Below are 18301 nucleotides of genomic sequence, written 5' to 3'. Positions count from 1 at the left end.
AAAAATCAGGAATCTTAGTTGCAAAGACATTGCGATTCATTATCAATTAGGATAAAATGACTGAGAACGATTAAATATTTATTTTGAAAGCGGAGGGAACAATGCATGTCAATTTTGGAAATTAAAAATTTACACGTATCTATTGAAGATAAAGAGATTTTAAAAGGCGTAGACTTAACGATGAAAACAGGTGAGATTCACGCAATCATGGGACCGAATGGAACGGGTAAATCAACCTTATCAGCTGCGATTATGGGAAATCCAAACTATGAAGTTACTGAGGGTGAAGTTCTTTTAGATGGAGAAAATATTCTTGAGCTGGAAGTAGATGAGCGTGCGCGTCTGGGTCTGTTTTTAGCAATGCAGTATCCAAGTGAAATTCCTGGAATTACAAATGCTGAATTTATGCGTGCAGCGATTAATGCCAAGCGCGATGAAGACGATAAAATTTCTGTGATGGATTTTCTGAAAAAATTGGATCAGAAAATGGACTTGTTAAATATGCCGGAAGAAATGGCTGAGAGATATCTAAATGAAGGATTCTCAGGTGGCGAAAAGAAACGGAATGAAATTCTGCAGCTTTTGATGCTTGAGCCAATATTTGCCATTTTAGATGAAATTGATTCTGGTCTGGATATTGATGCATTGAAGGTCGTTGCCAAAGGTATAAATGAAATGCGCGGAGAAAATTTCGGCTCATTGATTATTACGCACTATCAGCGTCTGTTGAACTATATCACTCCGGATGTAGTTCATATTATGATGGATGGGAAAGTGGTTAAAACCGGCGATGCAGAACTGGCAAAACGTCTCGAAGCAGAAGGCTATGCTGGAATCAGTAAAGAATTAGGTATTGAATACAAAGAAGAGGAAGCTTAGGGAGGAGGACAAGATAAATGAAAGACACAAATGTAAAAACTTATCTTGACGACATCAATGCTTTTTCAGCTCAAATGGAAGAACCATCATGGATGAATGAAATCCGTCAGTCTGCTTTAGAGCAAACAGATGTACTTGAACTGCCAAAGATTGAGCGGGTGAAGTTTCATCGCTGGCCATTACTTGATGTTCAGCTGGAAGACTACATGCCTGATGCAGGCTTTGCCGTTCAATTTACAGAAATGAAAGACAATCCTGTACTGGTTCAACAAAATACTGTGACAATTTTTGAACAGCTTTCAACAGAGCTGGCAGAAAAAGGCGTTATTTTTACAGACCTGTTTACAGCTATGAAGGACTATCCGGAATTGGTGAAAGAATACTATATGACGAAAGCTGTTTTAGTGGATGAAGATAAGCTCACTGCATTCCACGCAGCCTTTATGAACAGCGGTGTCTTTTTATATGTACCAAAAAATGTTGTTATTAAAGAACCGATCGAATCAATTTTCATTCAGGATTCTACAAGCAAGCAGTCATTCTTTAAGCATGTACTGATTGTGGCAGATGAACACAGTGAAATTAACTATCTGGAACGCTTCATGACGACAGGCGAAGGCAAAGAAAAAGTATCAGCCAATATTGTGGTTGAAGTAATTGCCAAAGCAGGGGCAAAAGTAAAATATTCAGCAATGGATCAGCTGGGTGAAAATCTGACGACCTACATGAACCGCCGTGGACACATCATGCGTGATGCGTCTGTTGACTGGGCGTTGGGTGTGCTGAATGATGGCGATGTGGTGGCAGACTTTGATTCTGATCTGGTGGGTGAAGCCTCTTATTCAGAAGTAAAAGTGGTGGCAATCAGTGCCGGCAGACAAACGCAGGGAATTGACACTCGTGTAACCAATAAAGCCTCTCACTCTGTAGGACACATTTTACAGCATGGGGTTATCCGTGAACGAGGCATTCTGACCTTTAACGGGATCGGTCATATCCTTAAAGGAGCGAAGGGTGCCGATGCACAGCAGGAAAGTCGTGTGCTTATGCTGTCTGATAAAGCACGGGGCGATGCTAATCCGATTTTACTGATTGATGAAAATGAAGTAACGGCTGGTCACGCAGCAAGTGTGGGACGTGTCGATCCAGAAGAAATGTATTATCTGATGAGTCGCGGGCTGCCTAAAGCAGAAGCAGAACGTCTGGTTATCCGCGGATTCCTTGGCTCAGTGATTACAGCTATTCCTGTGAAGGAAGTCCAAAAAGAATTTATCGAAGTGATTGAAAGGAAGTTGAACGCATGATAAACGTGGAGAAGATTCGTCAGCAGTTTCCCATATTGTTTCAAGAAGTCAATGACGAGCCCCTTGTTTATCTGGATAATGCAGCAACAACACAAAAACCAAAAGCTGTTTTAGAGCAGCTGACGTACTATTATGAACATGATAATGCCAACGTTCACCGGGGGGTTCATACACTGGCAGAACGGGCAACTAAAGAATATGAAGCCTCAAGAGAAAAAGTCAGAGGGCTGATTCATGCAAAGGAAACAGCTGAAATTTTGTTCACTCGTGGAACAACAACCGCTCTGAACTGGATTGCAAAAAGCTATGGAGATCTGGCTGTCAATGCTGGAGATGAAATTGTTATTTCCTACATGGAGCACCATTCCAATATTATTCCCTGGCAGCAGCTGGCCGAACGAAAAGGCGCAACACTTAAATATATTGATATTACGCCGGATGGTTTTCTAGACATGGAAAGTGCTGAACGACAAATTACAGAGAAGACAAAAGTTGTTTCTGTTGCACATGTATCCAATGTTTTGGGCGTGATCAATCCGGTAAAAGAATTGGCAGAGCTTGCCCATAAGAACGGGGCTGTTATGGTCGTCGATGGTGCACAGGCTGTTCCTCATATGCCGGTTGATGTGCAGGAACTGGATGCAGATTTTTATGCATTCAGCGGACATAAAATGTGCGGACCAACTGGAATAGGTGTATTATATGGAAAACGAGCTTTGCTGGAGCAAATGGAGCCTGTTGAGTTTGGCGGCGAAATGATCGATTTCGTTAATCTCTACGACAGCACCTGGAAAGAGCTTCCTTGGAAGTTTGAAGCAGGAACACCAAATATTGGCGGGGCGATTGCTTTAGGTACAGCGGTGGATTACCTGACAGAAATTGGTCTGGAAAACATTCATCAGCATGAAGCGGAAATAGTCGCTTATGTACTGCCGAAGCTGCAAGCAATTGAAGGGTTGACGGTTTACGGACCGCAAAGCCCAGAAGAGCATACAGGTGTGATTGCTTTTAATCTGGACGGTCTGCATCCCCATGATGCGGCGACTGCGCTGGATATGGAAGGAGTGGCTGTACGTGCAGGGCATCATTGTGCACAGCCGCTGTTGAAATATTTGGATGTTCCAGCAACAGTACGTGCAAGCTTCTATCTATACAATACGAAAGCAGATGCCGATCGTTTAGTTGAAGCAATTCTTGCAACGAAGGAGTTTTTCCAATATGGCTCTATCTAAATTAGAAAATTTATATCGCCAGGTAATTCTGGATCATTCCAGTCATCCTCATCATCACGGCACGCTGGCAGATTCAAACAAAAAAATTGAAATGAACAATCCCACCTGCGGAGATGTCATTGAGCTTCAAGTAGACATTCAGGATAATGTGATCAAAGATATCGCATTTACCGGCAGCGGCTGTTCAATCAGCACAGCCAGTGCCAGTATGATGACTGATGCAGTGATTGGAAAAACTGTGGCAGAGGCAGAAGAAATGGCAGAATACTTTTCACAGCTGGTTCAGGGGAATGAACTTCCTGAAGCAGATAAGCTAGGCGATGCACTGATTTTAAAAAATGTCAGTAAATTCCCGGCACGAATCAAATGTGCCACATTAGCATGGAAAGCATTGGAACAGGCCATTGAAAATGATGGCGAAGGAACTGCTGGACAGTTGCACTGCTAATTCGCTTTTATTGGTAATGAAGCAGACCGAAGTAGAATAAGTTCAAATAAAGAAATAGTCAGAGATGGAAAATGAAGAGAGTCTTTCTAGTGATAAAAGAGCACTTTTAATTTTGAAAGCACTGGTATTATTCAATTTTCCAACATTAGAATAAAGGGAGCGTGAAACAATGAGCGGTGTACCAGAGTTAGAAGAATATAAATTTGGGTTTCACGATGATGTGGAACCGGTCTTTAGTACAGGAAACGGACTGACAGAAGATGTAGTCAGAGAAATTTCACGTGTTAAAGGCGAACCGGACTGGATGCTGGAATTCCGTCTGAAATCATTGGAACAGTTTAATAAAATGCCAATGCAGACGTGGGGACCGGATTTGTCCGATATCGATTTCAGCAAAATAAAATATTACCAGAAACCAAGTGATCGTCCGGCAAGAGACTGGGACGATGTACCTGAAAAAATTAAAGAAACCTTTGAGCGAATCGGGATTCCGGAAGCAGAGCGTGCGTATTTAGCCGGCGCTTCCGCGCAGTATGAATCAGAAGTGGTTTACCACAACATGAAAGAAGAATTCCAAAAGCTGGGAATCATCTTTACAGATACAGATTCTGCATTGAAAGAGTATCCAGAGCTATTCAAAGAATACTTTGGCAAACTTGTACCGCCGACAGACAACAAGCTGGCGGCATTGAATTCAGCAGTTTGGTCTGGCGGAACATTTATCTATGTACCAAAAGGGGTACGTGTAGATGTGCCGCTGCAAACCTATTTCCGTATTAACGCAGAAAATACTGGTCAGTTTGAACGGACACTGATTATTGTTGATGAAGGTGCCAGTGTTCACTACGTGGAAGGCTGTACCGCACCAACCTATTCAAGCAACAGTCTGCATGCGGCGATTGTTGAAATTTTTACCAGAAAAGATGCATATACGCGTTACACAACGATCCAAAACTGGTCAGATAACGTGTACAATCTGGTAACAAAACGTGCCAAAGCTTACGAAGGAGCAACTGTTGAATGGATTGACGGCAACCTCGGAGCCAAAGCAACGATGAAATATCCAAGTGTGTATCTGGATGGAAAAGGTGCGCGTGGGACGATGCTTTCAATTGCCTTCGCCGGAGCCAACCAAATTCAGGACACAGGAGCGAAAATGATTCACAATGCACCAAATACATCTAGCTCGATTGTATCAAAATCAATTGCCAAAGATGGCGGTGAAGTGAACTATCGCGGACAGGTAACTTTCGGCAAAGAAAGTGCCGGCTCTATCTCTCACATCGAATGTGATACGATTATCATGGATGATCAATCAAAATCCGATACAATTCCGTTCAACGAGATCCATAACAGCCAGGTTGCTTTGGAACACGAAGCCAAGGTTTCAAAAATCTCAGAAGAACAGCTGTATTACCTGATGAGCCGCGGCTTAACCGAAGTCGAAGCCACGGAAATGATCGTCATGGGCTTCGTCGAACCATTTACAAAAGAACTGCCGATGGAATATGCGGTGGAATTGAACAGACTGATCTCGTATGAGATGGAAGGCAGTGTTGGGTAATACTTGAATATATGCTCGAAACGTTGATATAATAGCGTTTCGAGTTTTTTATTTTACCCTATTTTGAAAATTGACCAGCTTTTGACCAGCTTTTTCTAAATTACTCCATCAGGTTTGCAAAAGACTGTCCAACATCTTTTGGTGCATTATTTGTAATATGAGCATAGATGTCCATTGTGACTTTACTGTTTTCATGTCCGGCTCTTTGCTGAACTACTTTGATAGGTCTACCATCTTCCAATAGCAAGCTAATGTGAGTATGTCTGAATCCATGCGGTGTGATAACAGGTAAATCATATTTTTTTAAGATATATCTTAGCCAATCATTCACTGTGTTCGGCATATAAAGTGTATTCTTTTTGCTGGTAAATACATGCTGTTCTTCGGAACTAGTATTGTATCCCAATTTGAAATAATCTTCCTTTTGGTGTACCCGCCAGTTATTGAGTATAGCAATAGTCCGATCATCTAGAGAGATGGTACGTTTAGAAGCTTTTGTTTTTGGTGTTTGGATTATGACTTTATTATGTTCGTCTACAGCAAGTGTTTTATTAACATGTAATTCTTTATTAAACATGTCTATGTCTTTCCACTGTAGAGCAAGAACTTCACTTTTCCGCATACCGGTGTAAGCTAAGAGTCTAAAGAAAGTATATTGTTTCATATTTCCAAAATCTTTAAAGGCATCTAGTAAAGCCTTTAATTCTTCCTTAGAATAATATTTACGCTTTTCCTCCTGTTCTTTTTTACGTGGGAGGAGGGTTTTTCTCATAGGATTATTTTCAATATACTCCATCGAAACACCGTAGCCCAAAATTTGTGCCGTCTGTTTTCTCATATAGTCGTAGCTTTCATATTCATTGTGCCATTGATTAACAACTTTTTGGCAGTAAGAAACAGAAATATCAGCTAATTTGAGTTTACCGAATTCAGGTAATATTTGATTCTTTGCGTAGCGGACAGATATAGCAACTGTAGAAGGCTTTACACTTCCACGCTGGTGTTCAATCCATTCCTCGTACAGATCACTAAAAGTCATGTCTGCTTCTTTCTTTTTTCGACCATATTTAATGGTATAGATATGCTCGTCTAGTGCTCTTTGAGCTTCTGGTTTGGTGTTAAAGCCACGTTTAGTTGTATTGATTTTTTCACCGGTTCTTGGGTCAGTTGCAACATGACCTTTATACATCCATGCTATTTGACCATTTTTCTTCTTGTATTTTGATATTTTTGCCATTACCATCGTCTCCTTGTTTTTTTAGTTTATAAAGGAGAACCTACCATTTTTAGCATCACCTCCTTCATTTTCTTTCTTTGTATTTTTGACCAATTGCTGATATAGCTTGCTTAAAATTACTGATATTATCAAATATTTCTGTTATAGCTTCTTGAGGATAACTCGTATTTTCCAGTTGACTCGGTAACCATTCATTTCTCATCAATTCTATTTGCTCATCTATATTAGCGGTAAGAAATAGAATATTATCTTCACATTCTTGTATAATTGCTTGAATAAAAAAGTTTTCTATTTCAAATATGTCGGGAAAAGTTGTTTTCTCATTTTCAATACTTTTTAAAGTATTGATTGTGATTGATTCCTGTGCCGTTGAATCTAATTTGAAGTAGCTATCTATCCAACTAATCAAATCAGGTCTTATGGGCGGATACTGTGAATAGAGATGTTGAAATAAGTTCATATCGGAAAAAGTTAAATCTTTTAGAATGACTTCATCACGGTAAAGAATGATTCCGAAAATATACTCTTCTATATTTCCATAAATTAAATCCTGAACAGTTACATTACCTAAATTGGCAATCTTGGATAGACGCTCTGATTTAGGAAGATGTACCCCTTTTTCCCATTCATAGATCGTCTTTTTATCTATTGGTTTATTGTTATTAACCAGTCGACCAAATTCAGGCTGTGTTAGTTTTAACTGTTTTCTTATTGATTTTATTCTTGTTCCGACCCTTTTTTTATGTTCTAAACTATTTATTGGTGGACGTTGTTTCATGTGTATGCACCTCCTAAGAATATTATACACCCTAAAAAGGGGTGTTGTAAATCGTTTTTATCGATGATTTTTCTGATTGACACACCTCTTTTTGGGTGGTATTATAAACGTGTAACATTAATAACGAACCTGACAGCATAATTTTAGTAGTTTGACTACTCGGTTCGTGGTAACCAGATATTTTTTCAAAGCGGAAGGAGAGGTTCTTTTCTCACCTCTTATTTCTGATGTAGAAATATTTAAGTTATCACGAAAGGAGGAGGGACTATGACTGTACAAAGTATTGATAAGTTTATTTCTGATCAAGTCGAAGGACAAGTGAAAGAAATAATTGGTACTGAGTTAAAATCTGCTATTGAAGGGTTCGTTTTTTGTGTTTATCCGGAGTATATGGCATATAAGCAAGCCAGTGAATATCTTGGCATCTCAATAGGAACACTTAGAAAGTATGTTTCTCAGTATGGACTACCAGTCATAAAAATTGAGAGTGTCACTAGACTGAAAAAGTCTGATATTGATGAGTTCATGGAAATGAATCGGGTGTAGAGATATTAAAGAGTAACATAATATCTCTAATGCACTCCACCATAAAATACGAAGGAGAATACACAATGGAAACATATATTGAAAAACCTATAATAGAGAAGATAAATACTCTATTTATTACTAATAGAAAAAGCTACTTAGAGCAATATGGTAAAGGAGAATCAGTCACTTATAGGACGGTGTGGTACACCTTATCTGATGGAGTGGTTGCAGAGCATTTAAAACATAAAAAGACTGTAGGTGTTCGGCTGGGAGATGGAGGGCTAACTAAATTTTTAACTTTTGATGTGGATATTTTGAATGTCAATGATTGCCGGCAGACTACATTAAATTTAGTCGGATGTTTAGTTGATATATATGGTATTTCTTTAGAAGATATCCATGTTTCAAAAAGTGGACTAAAAGGCTATCATGTTGATTTATACTTTGATGATGTTATCAGAGAGAAAGAACTCGAAGCTTTCTACTTTGAAGTATTAGAATATCTCGGAGAAACAACTAAGAGAATTGAACGACGTCCGACAACAAGTTACGGGGTTAAGCTTCCTATGGGATTTCATAGAAAAAGCAGGGTGTTGTGTTGTTATGTAAATAATCAGACATTAGAGCCACTTCCTTACAATCATATTTTGTCTATCGGACAAATGAGTCTGGATGAGTTTAAAGAATCAGTTCTTAATGATTGTAATAAATCAGTAGATATTAAGAAGAACATTAGCAATAAGAATACTGGTTTTTTCAATGGGGTAAACTTTTCTCAAAAAGAAGTAGCAGAAGTTTTTAATGCTGGTCACTTGATACGACCTAATTCGAGAGATGCTTTTACTTTCAGAGGAGCTATATGGCTAAAAGAACAAGGGTATCCAGAAATGGAATCTCAGTCAGCCATTTTCAAAATAATTGAAAATACTTTTCTGAATAATGAGACAAGTCACTACATTTCTTCAAAGTCTTTAACTAGGCTGAAAAAAGAAACGAGTCGGGTTGTTCATCTTGTATATGCCCGTGATTATAAAATTATTGGTAGAAAAAAAGAAATTTCATTATACAAAAGTGAGATTGACTTACTTTTAGAAAAAGTGAAGCGTAAGCATCATGTCCGACTTGCTTTCAGCATGTTAGTACATTCTAAATTGTATGCCGATGAGGATGGAGTATTTTATTTTCCGTATAGCTTGATGGAAAACCATGCTATCGGTAAAAATCGTACACGAGTTCTAACATATATTCAATATCTTGAAGAACTTGGTATTTTAGAGATCGTTAGTCGGGATAATTCTGGTGGAAACATGTGTAAGAAGCCCAACAAGTATAGAATGTTAATTCAGGCAGAAGGGGGTGCAGGAGTATCCTACACAATAAAGAGTGAGGGAGAACTTTCTTTGGAGACAGTGATGGCAAATCTTTATGATGAAGAGGAATTAGCAGTGATGGAGAATAAAAAAGATAAAATTATCTATTATTTTTAACAAAGTAAAGCCGGGCATCCAATCAAATAAGGATACACCGGCTTTTTGCTATGGTTTAAAAGTTGTTCTTTCAACTTCTTGTTTTTTGAGTAATTTCATATATTCAATCGTTCGCTTTGTATCTCTGGTGTTAAGGGAACGATATAGAGTAAGAAATTCTTCTTCTGATTCAACTATATCCACGTCTAGAAAATGGCTTACAGGGGTTCCTAGAGCTTTTGAGAGAGCTGTGAGACTTTCCAAACTAGGTTCAGTTACCGAAGTTTCCCACCTAGTTATTGCTTGCTGTGTTGAGTGGATTTTCTTAGCTAGTTGTTTCTGTGTCCAGCCTAAAGCTCGCCGTCTCTCTTTAATTGTTTTAGCATACTGCTTTTGTTTCATTCGATACACCTCTCTTTTGTTATGATACAACAACTTGTTGTATTTGTATTGACAATAAACAATAGAAAACTATAAAATGAGTTGAAATACATCAAGTTGTTGTTTATAATGGTGCTGAGGAGTGAGCAGATGAAAAAGACTAGTAGGCTTAGTCAGTATAGAGAAGCGAAAGGGATTTCTCAAATTGGGATGGCTGAAAAGATGGGAGTAACACAACAGTGTATCAGCTCGTGGCAAACCGGGAGGACTATTCCAAAACCTTATCAAATGAAACAGCTTTCTGAAATTTTAGAGGTACCGATAGATGAGCTTTTTTATGAGGAATTTAATCAAGTATAAAGATTAGAGGTGAAAGAGAACCCCACCCCGTGGTATTTTGACCGTACTTACATATCTCTAGTAACTGGGGACAAACTACTTGGGGTGTGTTTTTTTAGGGGTTTTGGAATCCGACTATATTTATTTGTATCTGAAATGAAACAGAATTATCCTCTATAAGTGCTGATATAACAATGTTTTACTCGTTTCAGATAGTAACTTTTAATAAAGGAGTTTTCTGGCACTTTTAACCGCTTTATAACACAAAATAGTGTTGTTTTTTATAAGAAAAATCGTATGCAATGTTTTATTTATATCTGAAATCAGGGAGGAAAAGGAGAATGCAATTTGTTTTGAAGAATAAAAAGAAAATAGCAGTAATTACCATAATCATTATTGCGGTTCTTGCTATCTTTGGCAGTTGTAATAAAAAGGATTTTCAAGGTTACTACAATGGGGTAGACGAAAAAGGAAACAATTATTCTATTGAAGTTACCAAAGACAAACTAAAACTATTACAAGGGAATCAGTTAACCGAACATGATTACAAAGTAGAAGACGTGAAAACAGATGAAGGGAAGTATATTAATACTATTTTGTTTGTTACCGAGAAAAACACTACAGGCACCTTTATAAGTTTTGGAGAAGCTAAAGAAGAAAAAGGCGTTTATGCTATGGTGGTATCACGAGATGGGGCTAACACATTAACAAGTGTTGATATGCAAAAAGTAGACAAGAAAGAAAGTCCTATAGCTAAGCAAGAGGGCGGTATAAGCTTCATACAGATATTTGTACTAGCTTTAATTGGTATTAGTGTTATAGCTTACATACAACAGAAGAAAGGCAAGGATAGGACACATGGGTGAAGAGACTAGAGTTACAGAAAGCCAACTAGCTTATCATATGTACCGTTATAAGAAAATTAGTATACAGCTCGTTATAGTTTTCTCAGTTATGCTCATATTCTTTATAGGTATTTCGACTACGTTACCATTTATCGTGTTTATGCTTTTAGGTAGATCATGGTATTTACATCATTACGAGATTACTATTAGAGACAACAACGAAATAATAAAAGATGAATAGTACAGAGGACAGCTAAGAACATTGCAAGGTATTAATCTTTCAGTGTTTTTCATTTTCTCAGAGTTTTTTCGATTCCGTATTGATATTGAATATAGAGACTATACTATATAAAGCAAGTAAAAAATAGCAATATATAAAAATGAACCTTAGTGAGATAGCAAAGGTTCATTTTTATAGTAGTCTACTTTTTTAGCTTTAAAATTACATCGGGTATTTCTTCAAATGAGTTTACCCAAATAATATTTATACCTAGTTCGTGAAAATAGGCTTCTCTGATATTATCATCAATATTTTGGTAGATTTTTAACAAGCTTTTATGTTTAGCATCAGTGGTTTCTACTATATTTTTTCGCAATATTGCATAGTGTCGGGCACTTTCTTTATTTCTTGTAGAGACATCAAGCAATCTTCTTAAGTTAGGGTCGGTTAGCGAACACCCGATAAAAAGGCAGGTGTTATCTCTGAAGGCATTTATTTGTGTTAAGTTAGACCATGAAAAAGAATCTCTATAAACACGATGATAATCTTCTTCAGAAAATATTAGATTGATATCACTTTCCTCTTTCGACCAATTAGAAGGCAAATAGCCGTGAACATGGTAAATATTCAATTTATCTATAGCAACCATGTTTTCTTCTTGATAAATAGAATTGTATTCAAACTCTTTTTCTTTGAACTTTTGCTCAATTAAATCATCAAAATTATATGTTATTATACTTTTTAAACCCGCATTTGAGTACTGTGGTGCGGCTATTTTAATTATTGCATCTAAAATTTTATTATTTTTTGAAAGTGGTTTTGAATATAAGACATCGTGAACTAATCCATAGTATTCATCATCTTCAAATGCAGAACGAATATATCTCATTTGAGTAAGTGGAGAATCCTCTTTATTGTCATAGGCAAGATCACTTAGCATATCAATTTCTTCTGAAGTCAGTTCTTTATTATCAGAACGTTTAATTATCATTTGGATAAGTAATTTCTTAATCAAATCAGACCAAAGCGGAACTCCAGAATCAATGGAAACTCCGGCACCTAGAAAAAGAACTAGATCATTATTTTTATATGCTTGTCGGACGCGTTCAATATGATTGGACTTATTTTTGTCTTTTTCTTTTTGTGACTGGGTTGTTGTTAATGTATCTTCTATCAGGGCTCGTTTTGGTGAGAGTATATATTTTGTATAGTTAGACTCAGGGTTTGTTTTTTCAAGTAAATCAACATTGTCCCATATGACTAAATTATTTCTTAGAGAGAAGTTTACATTTTCAAAAACAATTTTTTTCTGTTTATCTGATAATTGGAAATTGATAATAAGGAGTATTGTATAGTCGGTGCCTAGTTCATCAGCTTTTTTTACATTCTTCACGATAAGCTGTTGAATATCTTGATTTTTAGGATTTGCATATTTTATGACTCCATATGTAAGTCCTTCAATGTCATCTATTCCATCGGGTAAATTTATGTCAAATCCAGAATCTAAATTATCAGAATCAGAGAAACTGTATCTCTTTTTTTGCGATTTTGCACGCTCTTCAATTACTCCATAAACAAGGTTTTCAAACGCTCGGGCTGACTCTATATTAGATAAGAGGTAACGATCAGTTGCCTTTTCTCGGACGGCTTTAATTATGGAATCAGGGTTAATACTTTCTATATTCCCGTTAAAGGAGTCTGTGAACGACCATGTACCTCGAGTGGTATTTTCAATGAGACCATATTTTTTTAGATATGTTCTTGCCCATGCAAGTCTATAGGAAACTTCAGACCTGTTTGAATCATTATTGTGTGGAACTTCTGCTATCTCTCTAGGAAGATTCATAATTTCAATTGCTTTTGTATCTAAAGCTTTTAGTTTTGCTGTCCCACCGAGTTCTTTTAGAGCTAGTAGAGTTGGTATCATCATTTTATCAAAACTAGGAACATTATTATTTTTAAAATCGAAATCGAAGAAAAACAAGAATCAGTCACCAACCTTAATAATATTGAAATCATTTAGTTAAGTATATCACGTTTGAGATAGTTTAGAATAGGTATGTTATTGCTATTAGATTGATTATAGCAGAATGGAACTTTCATAATGCTAAAACGGGTTAAAGTGAATGTTTCAGTAAAAGTGTAGAAGGATATGGTATTGTTTGCTACAGACAGTCAAATAGAAAGTTCCGACGTTAGGAGAGTGTCTAGAGAAGACAATGAAACTATACCCGGACAAATAGCTGATTTGTTTATTACCGCTTGTACAGCTATAACTCTAGATTGATGTTCTGAAAAAAAGATGAAGAGATTATAATTCGTTCTACTTCTTGTATGTTTGCAGATGAACAAGGAGACTCTAGTAACCTTTCAAATTTAGCAATACTTTTATGAAAAAGTCAGAGGTGATCTATCTTTAAACCAAGATAGATGGGCAGGTAATTTACTATAACAAAGTATATGGAAGTGTGATGACAGCTAACAATGATATTAAATCAATTGAAGGAAGAGCTTTCAATTATTTTTTGCTATAATTAGAGTAGTCATTCAATGCTGGCGATTTGAGAAAAAGGAGGTTATTGTTTGAATTTATTCTTAACCATAATTGCTACAGGAATACCCGGCTTCATCTCATATTGGTATCTGAGTAAAATAGGACTAGTGTATTTTGATAAAGATAAAAAAGATGAAAAAGTTGTTGCTTTAGGTGCATTATCTTTACTTAATATGGGTCTTTCAATTTTTCTGATGTATTTAGTAGCTGATCAATTTTTTAATAAAAAAATTGATTTCTTTAAACTGGATATATATAGTTCGGTAATCCTATTTTTAATAGCATGTATTGTCAGCTTTTTATTAACCTACTTTGTTTACCCGAAGGTTTTAGAAAAAGTAAACACTTCTGTTGAAAAAAAATTAGATAAAGATTTGGTACCGTATACTACAAACAAGCCTACTATTGAACATCTTTTACAGAATCCGACTTTTCCTTATAACTCAGTGTACATATTTAAAAATGATGATAAGAAAACTTTTGTAGAGAGCGGTGTTTTAGAACGATTATCTGTAACTGAGGGTTCATTTAAAATGTCTATTTCTCCTAATACTTTTAGTACTGAGGAAGATTTCAAATACAAAGAGGTTAGAGCTCTATTCAATGGTGAGCACTATACTAAAGACAGAAAACATATTTATTTTGACTTTGATAGAAATTTAATAATATTCATATTTAATGAAGATATGAGTGGCTAGAATGAAGGTGCATTTATTAAAAATAGAATTAGAGGTGGGATTTCAATGAATACAGAAGATTTAAGTATTGAAATTTTAGAATTAATTGAGCTTGGTACGGAAGGTGACTATTGGGATTTTAAACAACAATGGCATTCAAAAAATGTTGATTTGTTACATGACATTATATGTATGGCTAACAGCCCGGCTAATAGAGATGCATATATTATAATTGGAGTCAAAGATGAAGCGAATGAAATTGTCGGAGTTTGTAATGACGAGAAACGAAAGAATCAACAACAAGTTATTGATTTAATTCGTAAAAAACCAAAATGGGCTGGGGGGAATATTCCGGAAATATATGTTAAGACTATTTCTATTCAAGATAAAGAGAACGATATTATAATTATTAAACAAAGTGACAATACGCCGTTCTACTTATTAGAGGACTATAAGGAACAAGGCATATTGTATAAAGGAAACATTTATACTCGTAAAGGTGATACAAATACACCTAAGACCGATACAGCTAATTTATATGATACTGAAATATTATGGAAACGTCGGCTCGGATTGTTATATAATCCATCACAACGGGCTAAAAACTATTTGATGGATCTACAGAATTGGGAGAGGGTGGACGGTGAGTCAGATAAATTTGGGATAAATAGATTTTTTCTTTATTATAGACAAAACCCTGATTACTCGATACATTTTACTGATGTTGAAAGAGCAGAGGATGAATTCCATCCTATTCCTAATGACATTAACGATGAAGCTCTGGGTGCTCCAATCTATTATTTATACTCTTTTTGTAATGTTAGTTATCATGAAAGCTTTTCTTCTGATGAAAAAGTAACTCTCTATTATAGAGATATTCCATTATTTTCTAGTATGCTTGAAATCATTGATGATGGAAGGACAAAGGTAGTTCCTCCAGAATTATGGACACGACCTAACTTTATACAAGGTAGTTTCCGGTATCTTGTATTTGAATTTGTAATTGCTTATTGGAGTGGTAATTACGCAAGTGAAGCGAAACAAATGTTTTTACGTGTAATACCATTATTTAAAGATGACATTGAATGTGCGGAGTTTATGCAGTTTGTTGAAGAGAGAGGATTCACAGAAAATAGATTATTGAGGCAATCAATGCATGGTGAAGCGCTGAATCGATTTAATAACACAAGCGTTGAAAAATATGAATTGTATGGAGAGCCATCTGGAACGGAATATATTTCTTCAAAACTCCGAGGCAATTCAGACCTAGTTATCAATTTTGCTAACCCTACTAACCCAAACTTTGATGAAATTACAAAAAAACTTAGAATTGGAAAAATGCTAGTTGATTGGCTAGATGAGTGGCGTAATTTTAAAGAATAAAAAAGAAACAGCTGTGAGGCTATTTCTTTTTAATAGGTGATTTTAGTTCTCCGGTATTCGGGGTTGGAAGCTTTATATCTCTTCCTTCATTTAAAGGATTTGGTTTAGATGGGCGTGGATTTTCTTTTGGTTTATGTGACATAATTTGTTTATCCTTTCAAATCAATATTTATATCTATTATACAATGAAAAATAATTTTATGCTGACCAGATTTTGACCAGCCGGTTTTGTATTCTATTGTAGTCATATGCACTTAATATTTTGTAGTAATGGTAGGATTCTCCTTGTTTGTTTCCGGTTGATTCGGTGTGTTATCTTAAAATCTATATGGAAGGCAGTGTTGGGTAAAGCCAATTTGAGCATTAGAAACGTTGATTTATCAACGTTTCTGGTGCTTCTTTTTTCTGAAAAAGTAAACTAACTACAACGGCGATTAAAACAAATATTTCTCTTTTTCAATGAATTGTGCGAATTGATCTGCACTGCGTTCCTCACGTTCAGGATAGAAGTAGTTATAGACCTGACGAGTCATTTTAGAATCTTTATGACCGACTCGATACATGATATCTTCTAAGTTCATATCTGCCATTGCACAAAGAGAGACATGTGTCTTTCTGAATTCATGAAGGGTAATTCGTTTTAAGTTGTACTTAGTTACAATCACATGATACCAGTCATTAGCTTGGCCTGGACGGCAAAATTTATTTTCTCTATTGGGGAAGACAAGCTGATGTTTATTAGTTGTTTTAAACCCTAAAACATTGAACTCAAATTGTTGTTGGATTTTCCATTCCTGCAACAATATCATTGCTTCTTTATCAATTGAGATTGTTCTTTTACCTGCATTTGTTTTAGCGCTTTGACTAGCTACTTTCGTCACTTTAGTATCAGGGCTACTTTCAACCTCAGCTAAGGTTTTACTAATCGTTAATTTGTTGCTATCAAAATTAATATCATTCCATTCCAATGCGAGTATTTCTGATTTTCTAGCGCCTGTATAAGATAGAACACGAAAGTAAGTCTCAATTTTCATGTTGCCATGTTTTTTACAAGAGTCTAGGAAAATTGCTAACTCTTTTGGTGTATAAACAGTCATTGTTTCCGTAGCCACTAAATTTTCATCGATTTCTTGACGTTTGATTGGTTCAGTTTTTCGCATTGGGTTTTCATGAATAAGTTCCTGTTGTACGCCATATTGCAAAATCTGAGCAACAGCTCTACGGAAGTAATAGGCTTGCTTATATCCATCTCTAATCCAACGCCGATTGACTTGAGTACAAAATCGCACTGAAATATCTTTAAGCATTTTATCACCAAAATATTCAAGTGCATGATCTTCAATCGCTCTTCTCGTAATCATGATAGTAGAGGGCTTCACCTTTAATCGGTATTGTTCAATAAACTCTTCATAAAGTTCCTTAAAGGTGATATTACCACTCATTTTTAATGTATTCCGATCAAAATCAAGCTGCAATTGTCGATAAACTTGTTGAGCTTCTTTTTTTGTCTGAAAGCCACTTCTTGTGGTACGGACTTCTTCACCAAATTCAGTCTTTCCAAGATAGCATTGGAATTTCCAGAGCTTTTTATTGTATTTTGTGTATTGCTTAAAAGAAACAGACATTAAAATCTTCCTTCCTAATTCATTATTTGGATTAGGATATTTTATTTTTTAGTAAGATTTTAATGATTGAGGCTTTAATCAGGTGAATCATTTTTTAATTGATTGAAAATATTTTTTACATCTTCAAGATCATACAAATGTTGCCGACCAATCATAATTACTTCTAATCCGTTTAGACGAAGTGTTTTCAAGGTGTCATAACCAATGTGCAATTCCCTCATCAAAGTTTGTTGATTAATATATCTTCCAAGAATTAGCGGTGTTTTATTAGGCATATTCATACGATTTTACCTTTCTTTACACAATAGACGGATTATGAAATTTATTTGCATATTATCATTGAAAAAAATTGGCAGTCATCCTTTCTTCTATAAAGAGTGTATTTGCCTCAAAATGCTGCGAGCTAGAATCAAATACTATGATTTAATTATAATACGTGCAGCACTTTTTTCCTATACCAAACTGGAAAAGGAGAATTACTTCAAAGGCTGTTAGCCATTATTACTTATTCAAACGACTTAGGAAAGTCCACAGGGATTTCACCTCAACTCAAACTCGGAGAAGCTGCCCAATGCCGTGAAGCGTTCAAGGTAGGAGTATCATTATAGTGAATACAAATCATGGCTTCTTCAAGTTCCTAAATGAAGAGTGTAAATCAAATAATAATCGCTCGTTTTTTCAAAGTCATTGCGGATTTGTTTACTTAGCTCATTGTAATCAAAATGTATTTGAACAAGTTATTCAATTTTCAAAGGACAAGTTTTAGTTATATACTAATAAGAGGTTTATTGGATAAGAAATCACAACATTTAATTTGTTAAACATAGAAAAATGACCGAGG

The 18301-nt window shown here is 35.9% G+C and carries 18 protein-coding genes; 11 read left to right on the top strand and 7 right to left on the bottom strand.

The genetic code is table 11. The features are described from left to right. Positions 1-105: 105 nt before the first annotated feature. The 5 genes from sufC (at position 106) to sufB (ending at position 5427) form a co-directional block, all read left to right on the top strand. Entirely contained in the window at positions 106-879 is a 774-nt protein-coding gene (sufC, locus tag IW492_RS01645; RefSeq protein WP_202064488.1) for a Fe-S cluster assembly ATPase SufC, read from the top strand. Between the two features lie 17 nt (positions 880-896). Then, positions 897-2183: a Fe-S cluster assembly protein SufD gene (gene sufD, locus IW492_RS01640; RefSeq protein WP_202064486.1), complete on the top strand. Its 1287-nt coding sequence runs from the start codon at positions 897-899 to the stop codon at positions 2181-2183. Beyond that, complete coding sequence (locus IW492_RS01635; protein ID WP_202064485.1) at positions 2180-3415, top strand: cysteine desulfurase; 1236 nt, start codon at positions 2180-2182, stop codon at positions 3413-3415. The genes sufD and IW492_RS01635 overlap by 4 nt, the downstream gene beginning before the upstream one ends. Beyond that, a complete protein-coding gene (gene sufU, locus IW492_RS01630; protein ID WP_202064484.1) occupies positions 3402-3863 on the top strand; it encodes a Fe-S cluster assembly sulfur transfer protein SufU in 462 nt (153 codons plus the stop codon). The genes IW492_RS01635 and sufU overlap by 14 nt, the downstream gene beginning before the upstream one ends. 169 nt (positions 3864-4032) lie before the next feature. Next, on the top strand, positions 4033-5427 hold the full coding sequence (gene sufB, locus IW492_RS01625) for a Fe-S cluster assembly protein SufB (RefSeq protein ID WP_202064483.1): 1395 nt from the start codon (positions 4033-4035) through the stop codon (positions 5425-5427). A 100-nt stretch (positions 5428-5527) separates the two neighbouring features. Here sufB and IW492_RS01620 read toward each other — a convergent pair whose 3' ends face one another. Together IW492_RS01620 and IW492_RS01615 are read right to left on the bottom strand one after the other, a co-directional pair. Then, entirely contained in the window at positions 5528-6664 is a 1137-nt protein-coding gene (locus IW492_RS01620) for a tyrosine-type recombinase/integrase (protein WP_202064482.1), read from the bottom strand. Between the two features lie 64 nt (positions 6665-6728). Next, the gene (locus tag IW492_RS01615) at positions 6729-7442 is read right to left on the bottom strand and encodes a helix-turn-helix domain-containing protein (protein ID WP_202064481.1); all 714 of its coding nucleotides are present in this window, start codon (positions 7440-7442) and stop codon (positions 6729-6731) included. Positions 7443-7709: 267 nt separating this feature from the next. Here IW492_RS01615 and IW492_RS01610 point away from each other — a divergent pair, with 267 nt between their 5' ends. Both IW492_RS01610 and IW492_RS01605 read left to right on the top strand, forming a co-directional pair. Next, positions 7710-7988: a helix-turn-helix domain-containing protein gene (locus IW492_RS01610; protein ID WP_202064480.1), complete on the top strand. Its 279-nt coding sequence runs from the start codon at positions 7710-7712 to the stop codon at positions 7986-7988. A 65-nt stretch (positions 7989-8053) separates the two neighbouring features. After that, the gene (locus IW492_RS01605) at positions 8054-9457 is read left to right on the top strand and encodes a DNA primase (protein WP_202064479.1); all 1404 of its coding nucleotides are present in this window, start codon (positions 8054-8056) and stop codon (positions 9455-9457) included. A gap of 48 nt (positions 9458-9505) precedes the next feature. Here IW492_RS01605 and IW492_RS01600 read toward each other — a convergent pair whose 3' ends face one another. Beyond that, complete coding sequence (locus IW492_RS01600; RefSeq protein WP_202064478.1) at positions 9506-9838, bottom strand: helix-turn-helix domain-containing protein; 333 nt, start codon at positions 9836-9838, stop codon at positions 9506-9508. A gap of 129 nt (positions 9839-9967) precedes the next feature. Between IW492_RS01600 and IW492_RS01595 the strand changes: the two genes are divergently transcribed. Both IW492_RS01595 and IW492_RS01590 read left to right on the top strand, forming a co-directional pair. After that, on the top strand, positions 9968-10177 hold the full coding sequence (locus tag IW492_RS01595) for a helix-turn-helix transcriptional regulator (protein WP_202064476.1): 210 nt from the start codon (positions 9968-9970) through the stop codon (positions 10175-10177). Between the two features lie 320 nt (positions 10178-10497). Further along, positions 10498-11022 carry a hypothetical protein gene (locus tag IW492_RS01590; protein WP_202064475.1) on the top strand — a complete coding sequence of 175 codons (525 nt, stop codon included), beginning with the start codon at positions 10498-10500 and terminating at the stop codon, positions 11020-11022. A gap of 401 nt (positions 11023-11423) precedes the next feature. On the opposite strand, the gene IW492_RS01585 is transcribed toward IW492_RS01590, so the two are convergent. Further along, positions 11424-13205: an SIR2 family protein gene (locus IW492_RS01585; RefSeq protein ID WP_202064474.1), complete on the bottom strand. Its 1782-nt coding sequence runs from the start codon at positions 13203-13205 to the stop codon at positions 11424-11426. 599 nt (positions 13206-13804) lie between these two features. On the opposite strand from IW492_RS01585, the gene IW492_RS01580 reads away from it, so the two are divergent. Together IW492_RS01580 and IW492_RS01575 are read left to right on the top strand one after the other, a co-directional pair. Next, the gene (locus tag IW492_RS01580; protein WP_202064473.1) at positions 13805-14473 is read left to right on the top strand and encodes a hypothetical protein; all 669 of its coding nucleotides are present in this window, start codon (positions 13805-13807) and stop codon (positions 14471-14473) included. 45 nt (positions 14474-14518) lie between these two features. After that, positions 14519-15835: an AlbA family DNA-binding domain-containing protein gene (locus IW492_RS01575; RefSeq protein WP_202064472.1), complete on the top strand. Its 1317-nt coding sequence runs from the start codon at positions 14519-14521 to the stop codon at positions 15833-15835. A gap of 19 nt (positions 15836-15854) precedes the next feature. Here IW492_RS01575 and IW492_RS18255 read toward each other — a convergent pair whose 3' ends face one another. From IW492_RS18255 to IW492_RS01565, 3 genes are all read right to left on the bottom strand, one after another. Further along, positions 15855-15977 (bottom strand): hypothetical protein, encoded by a 123-nt coding sequence (locus tag IW492_RS18255; protein WP_269160903.1) that lies wholly within the window; start codon positions 15975-15977, stop codon positions 15855-15857. Positions 15978-16269: 292 nt separating this feature from the next. After that, positions 16270-17460 carry a site-specific integrase gene (locus IW492_RS01570; RefSeq protein ID WP_202064471.1) on the bottom strand — a complete coding sequence of 397 codons (1191 nt, stop codon included), beginning with the start codon at positions 17458-17460 and terminating at the stop codon, positions 16270-16272. A gap of 74 nt (positions 17461-17534) precedes the next feature. Beyond that, on the bottom strand, positions 17535-17741 hold the full coding sequence (locus tag IW492_RS01565) for a hypothetical protein (protein ID WP_202064468.1): 207 nt from the start codon (positions 17739-17741) through the stop codon (positions 17535-17537). Between the last annotated feature and the right edge of the window lie 560 nt (positions 17742-18301).

This window comes from Enterococcus sp. BWB1-3, assembly GCF_016745275.1.
In the GTDB taxonomy this organism is placed as follows: Bacteria; Bacillota; Bacilli; order Lactobacillales; family Enterococcaceae; genus Enterococcus_L.
Note: the sequence above shows the minus strand (reverse complement) of the source record. Positions and strands in the feature narration are given on the sequence as shown.

Coding starts and splice junctions, on each gene's coding strand:
- sufD (WP_202064486.1), top strand. CDS start 897: ATGAAAGACACAAATGTAAAAACTTATCTTGACGACATCAATGCTTTT.
- IW492_RS01565 (WP_202064468.1), bottom strand. CDS start 17,741: ATGAATATGCCTAATAAAACACCGCTAATTCTTGGAAGATATATTAAT.
- sufB (WP_202064483.1), top strand. CDS start 4,033: ATGAGCGGTGTACCAGAGTTAGAAGAATATAAATTTGGGTTTCACGAT.
- IW492_RS01610 (WP_202064480.1), top strand. CDS start 7,710: ATGACTGTACAAAGTATTGATAAGTTTATTTCTGATCAAGTCGAAGGA.
- IW492_RS01570 (WP_202064471.1), bottom strand. CDS start 17,460: ATGTCTGTTTCTTTTAAGCAATACACAAAATACAATAAAAAGCTCTGG.
- sufC (WP_202064488.1), top strand. CDS start 106: ATGTCAATTTTGGAAATTAAAAATTTACACGTATCTATTGAAGATAAA.
- IW492_RS01590 (WP_202064475.1), top strand. CDS start 10,498: ATGCAATTTGTTTTGAAGAATAAAAAGAAAATAGCAGTAATTACCATA.
- sufU (WP_202064484.1), top strand. CDS start 3,402: ATGGCTCTATCTAAATTAGAAAATTTATATCGCCAGGTAATTCTGGAT.
- IW492_RS01600 (WP_202064478.1), bottom strand. CDS start 9,838: ATGAAACAAAAGCAGTATGCTAAAACAATTAAAGAGAGACGGCGAGCT.
- IW492_RS01595 (WP_202064476.1), top strand. CDS start 9,968: ATGAAAAAGACTAGTAGGCTTAGTCAGTATAGAGAAGCGAAAGGGATT.
- IW492_RS01635 (WP_202064485.1), top strand. CDS start 2,180: ATGATAAACGTGGAGAAGATTCGTCAGCAGTTTCCCATATTGTTTCAA.
- IW492_RS18255 (WP_269160903.1), bottom strand. CDS start 15,977: ATGTCACATAAACCAAAAGAAAATCCACGCCCATCTAAACCAAATCCT.
- IW492_RS01615 (WP_202064481.1), bottom strand. CDS start 7,442: ATGAAACAACGTCCACCAATAAATAGTTTAGAACATAAAAAAAGGGTC.
- IW492_RS01605 (WP_202064479.1), top strand. CDS start 8,054: ATGGAAACATATATTGAAAAACCTATAATAGAGAAGATAAATACTCTA.
- IW492_RS01575 (WP_202064472.1), top strand. CDS start 14,519: ATGAATACAGAAGATTTAAGTATTGAAATTTTAGAATTAATTGAGCTT.
- IW492_RS01620 (WP_202064482.1), bottom strand. CDS start 6,664: ATGGCAAAAATATCAAAATACAAGAAGAAAAATGGTCAAATAGCATGG.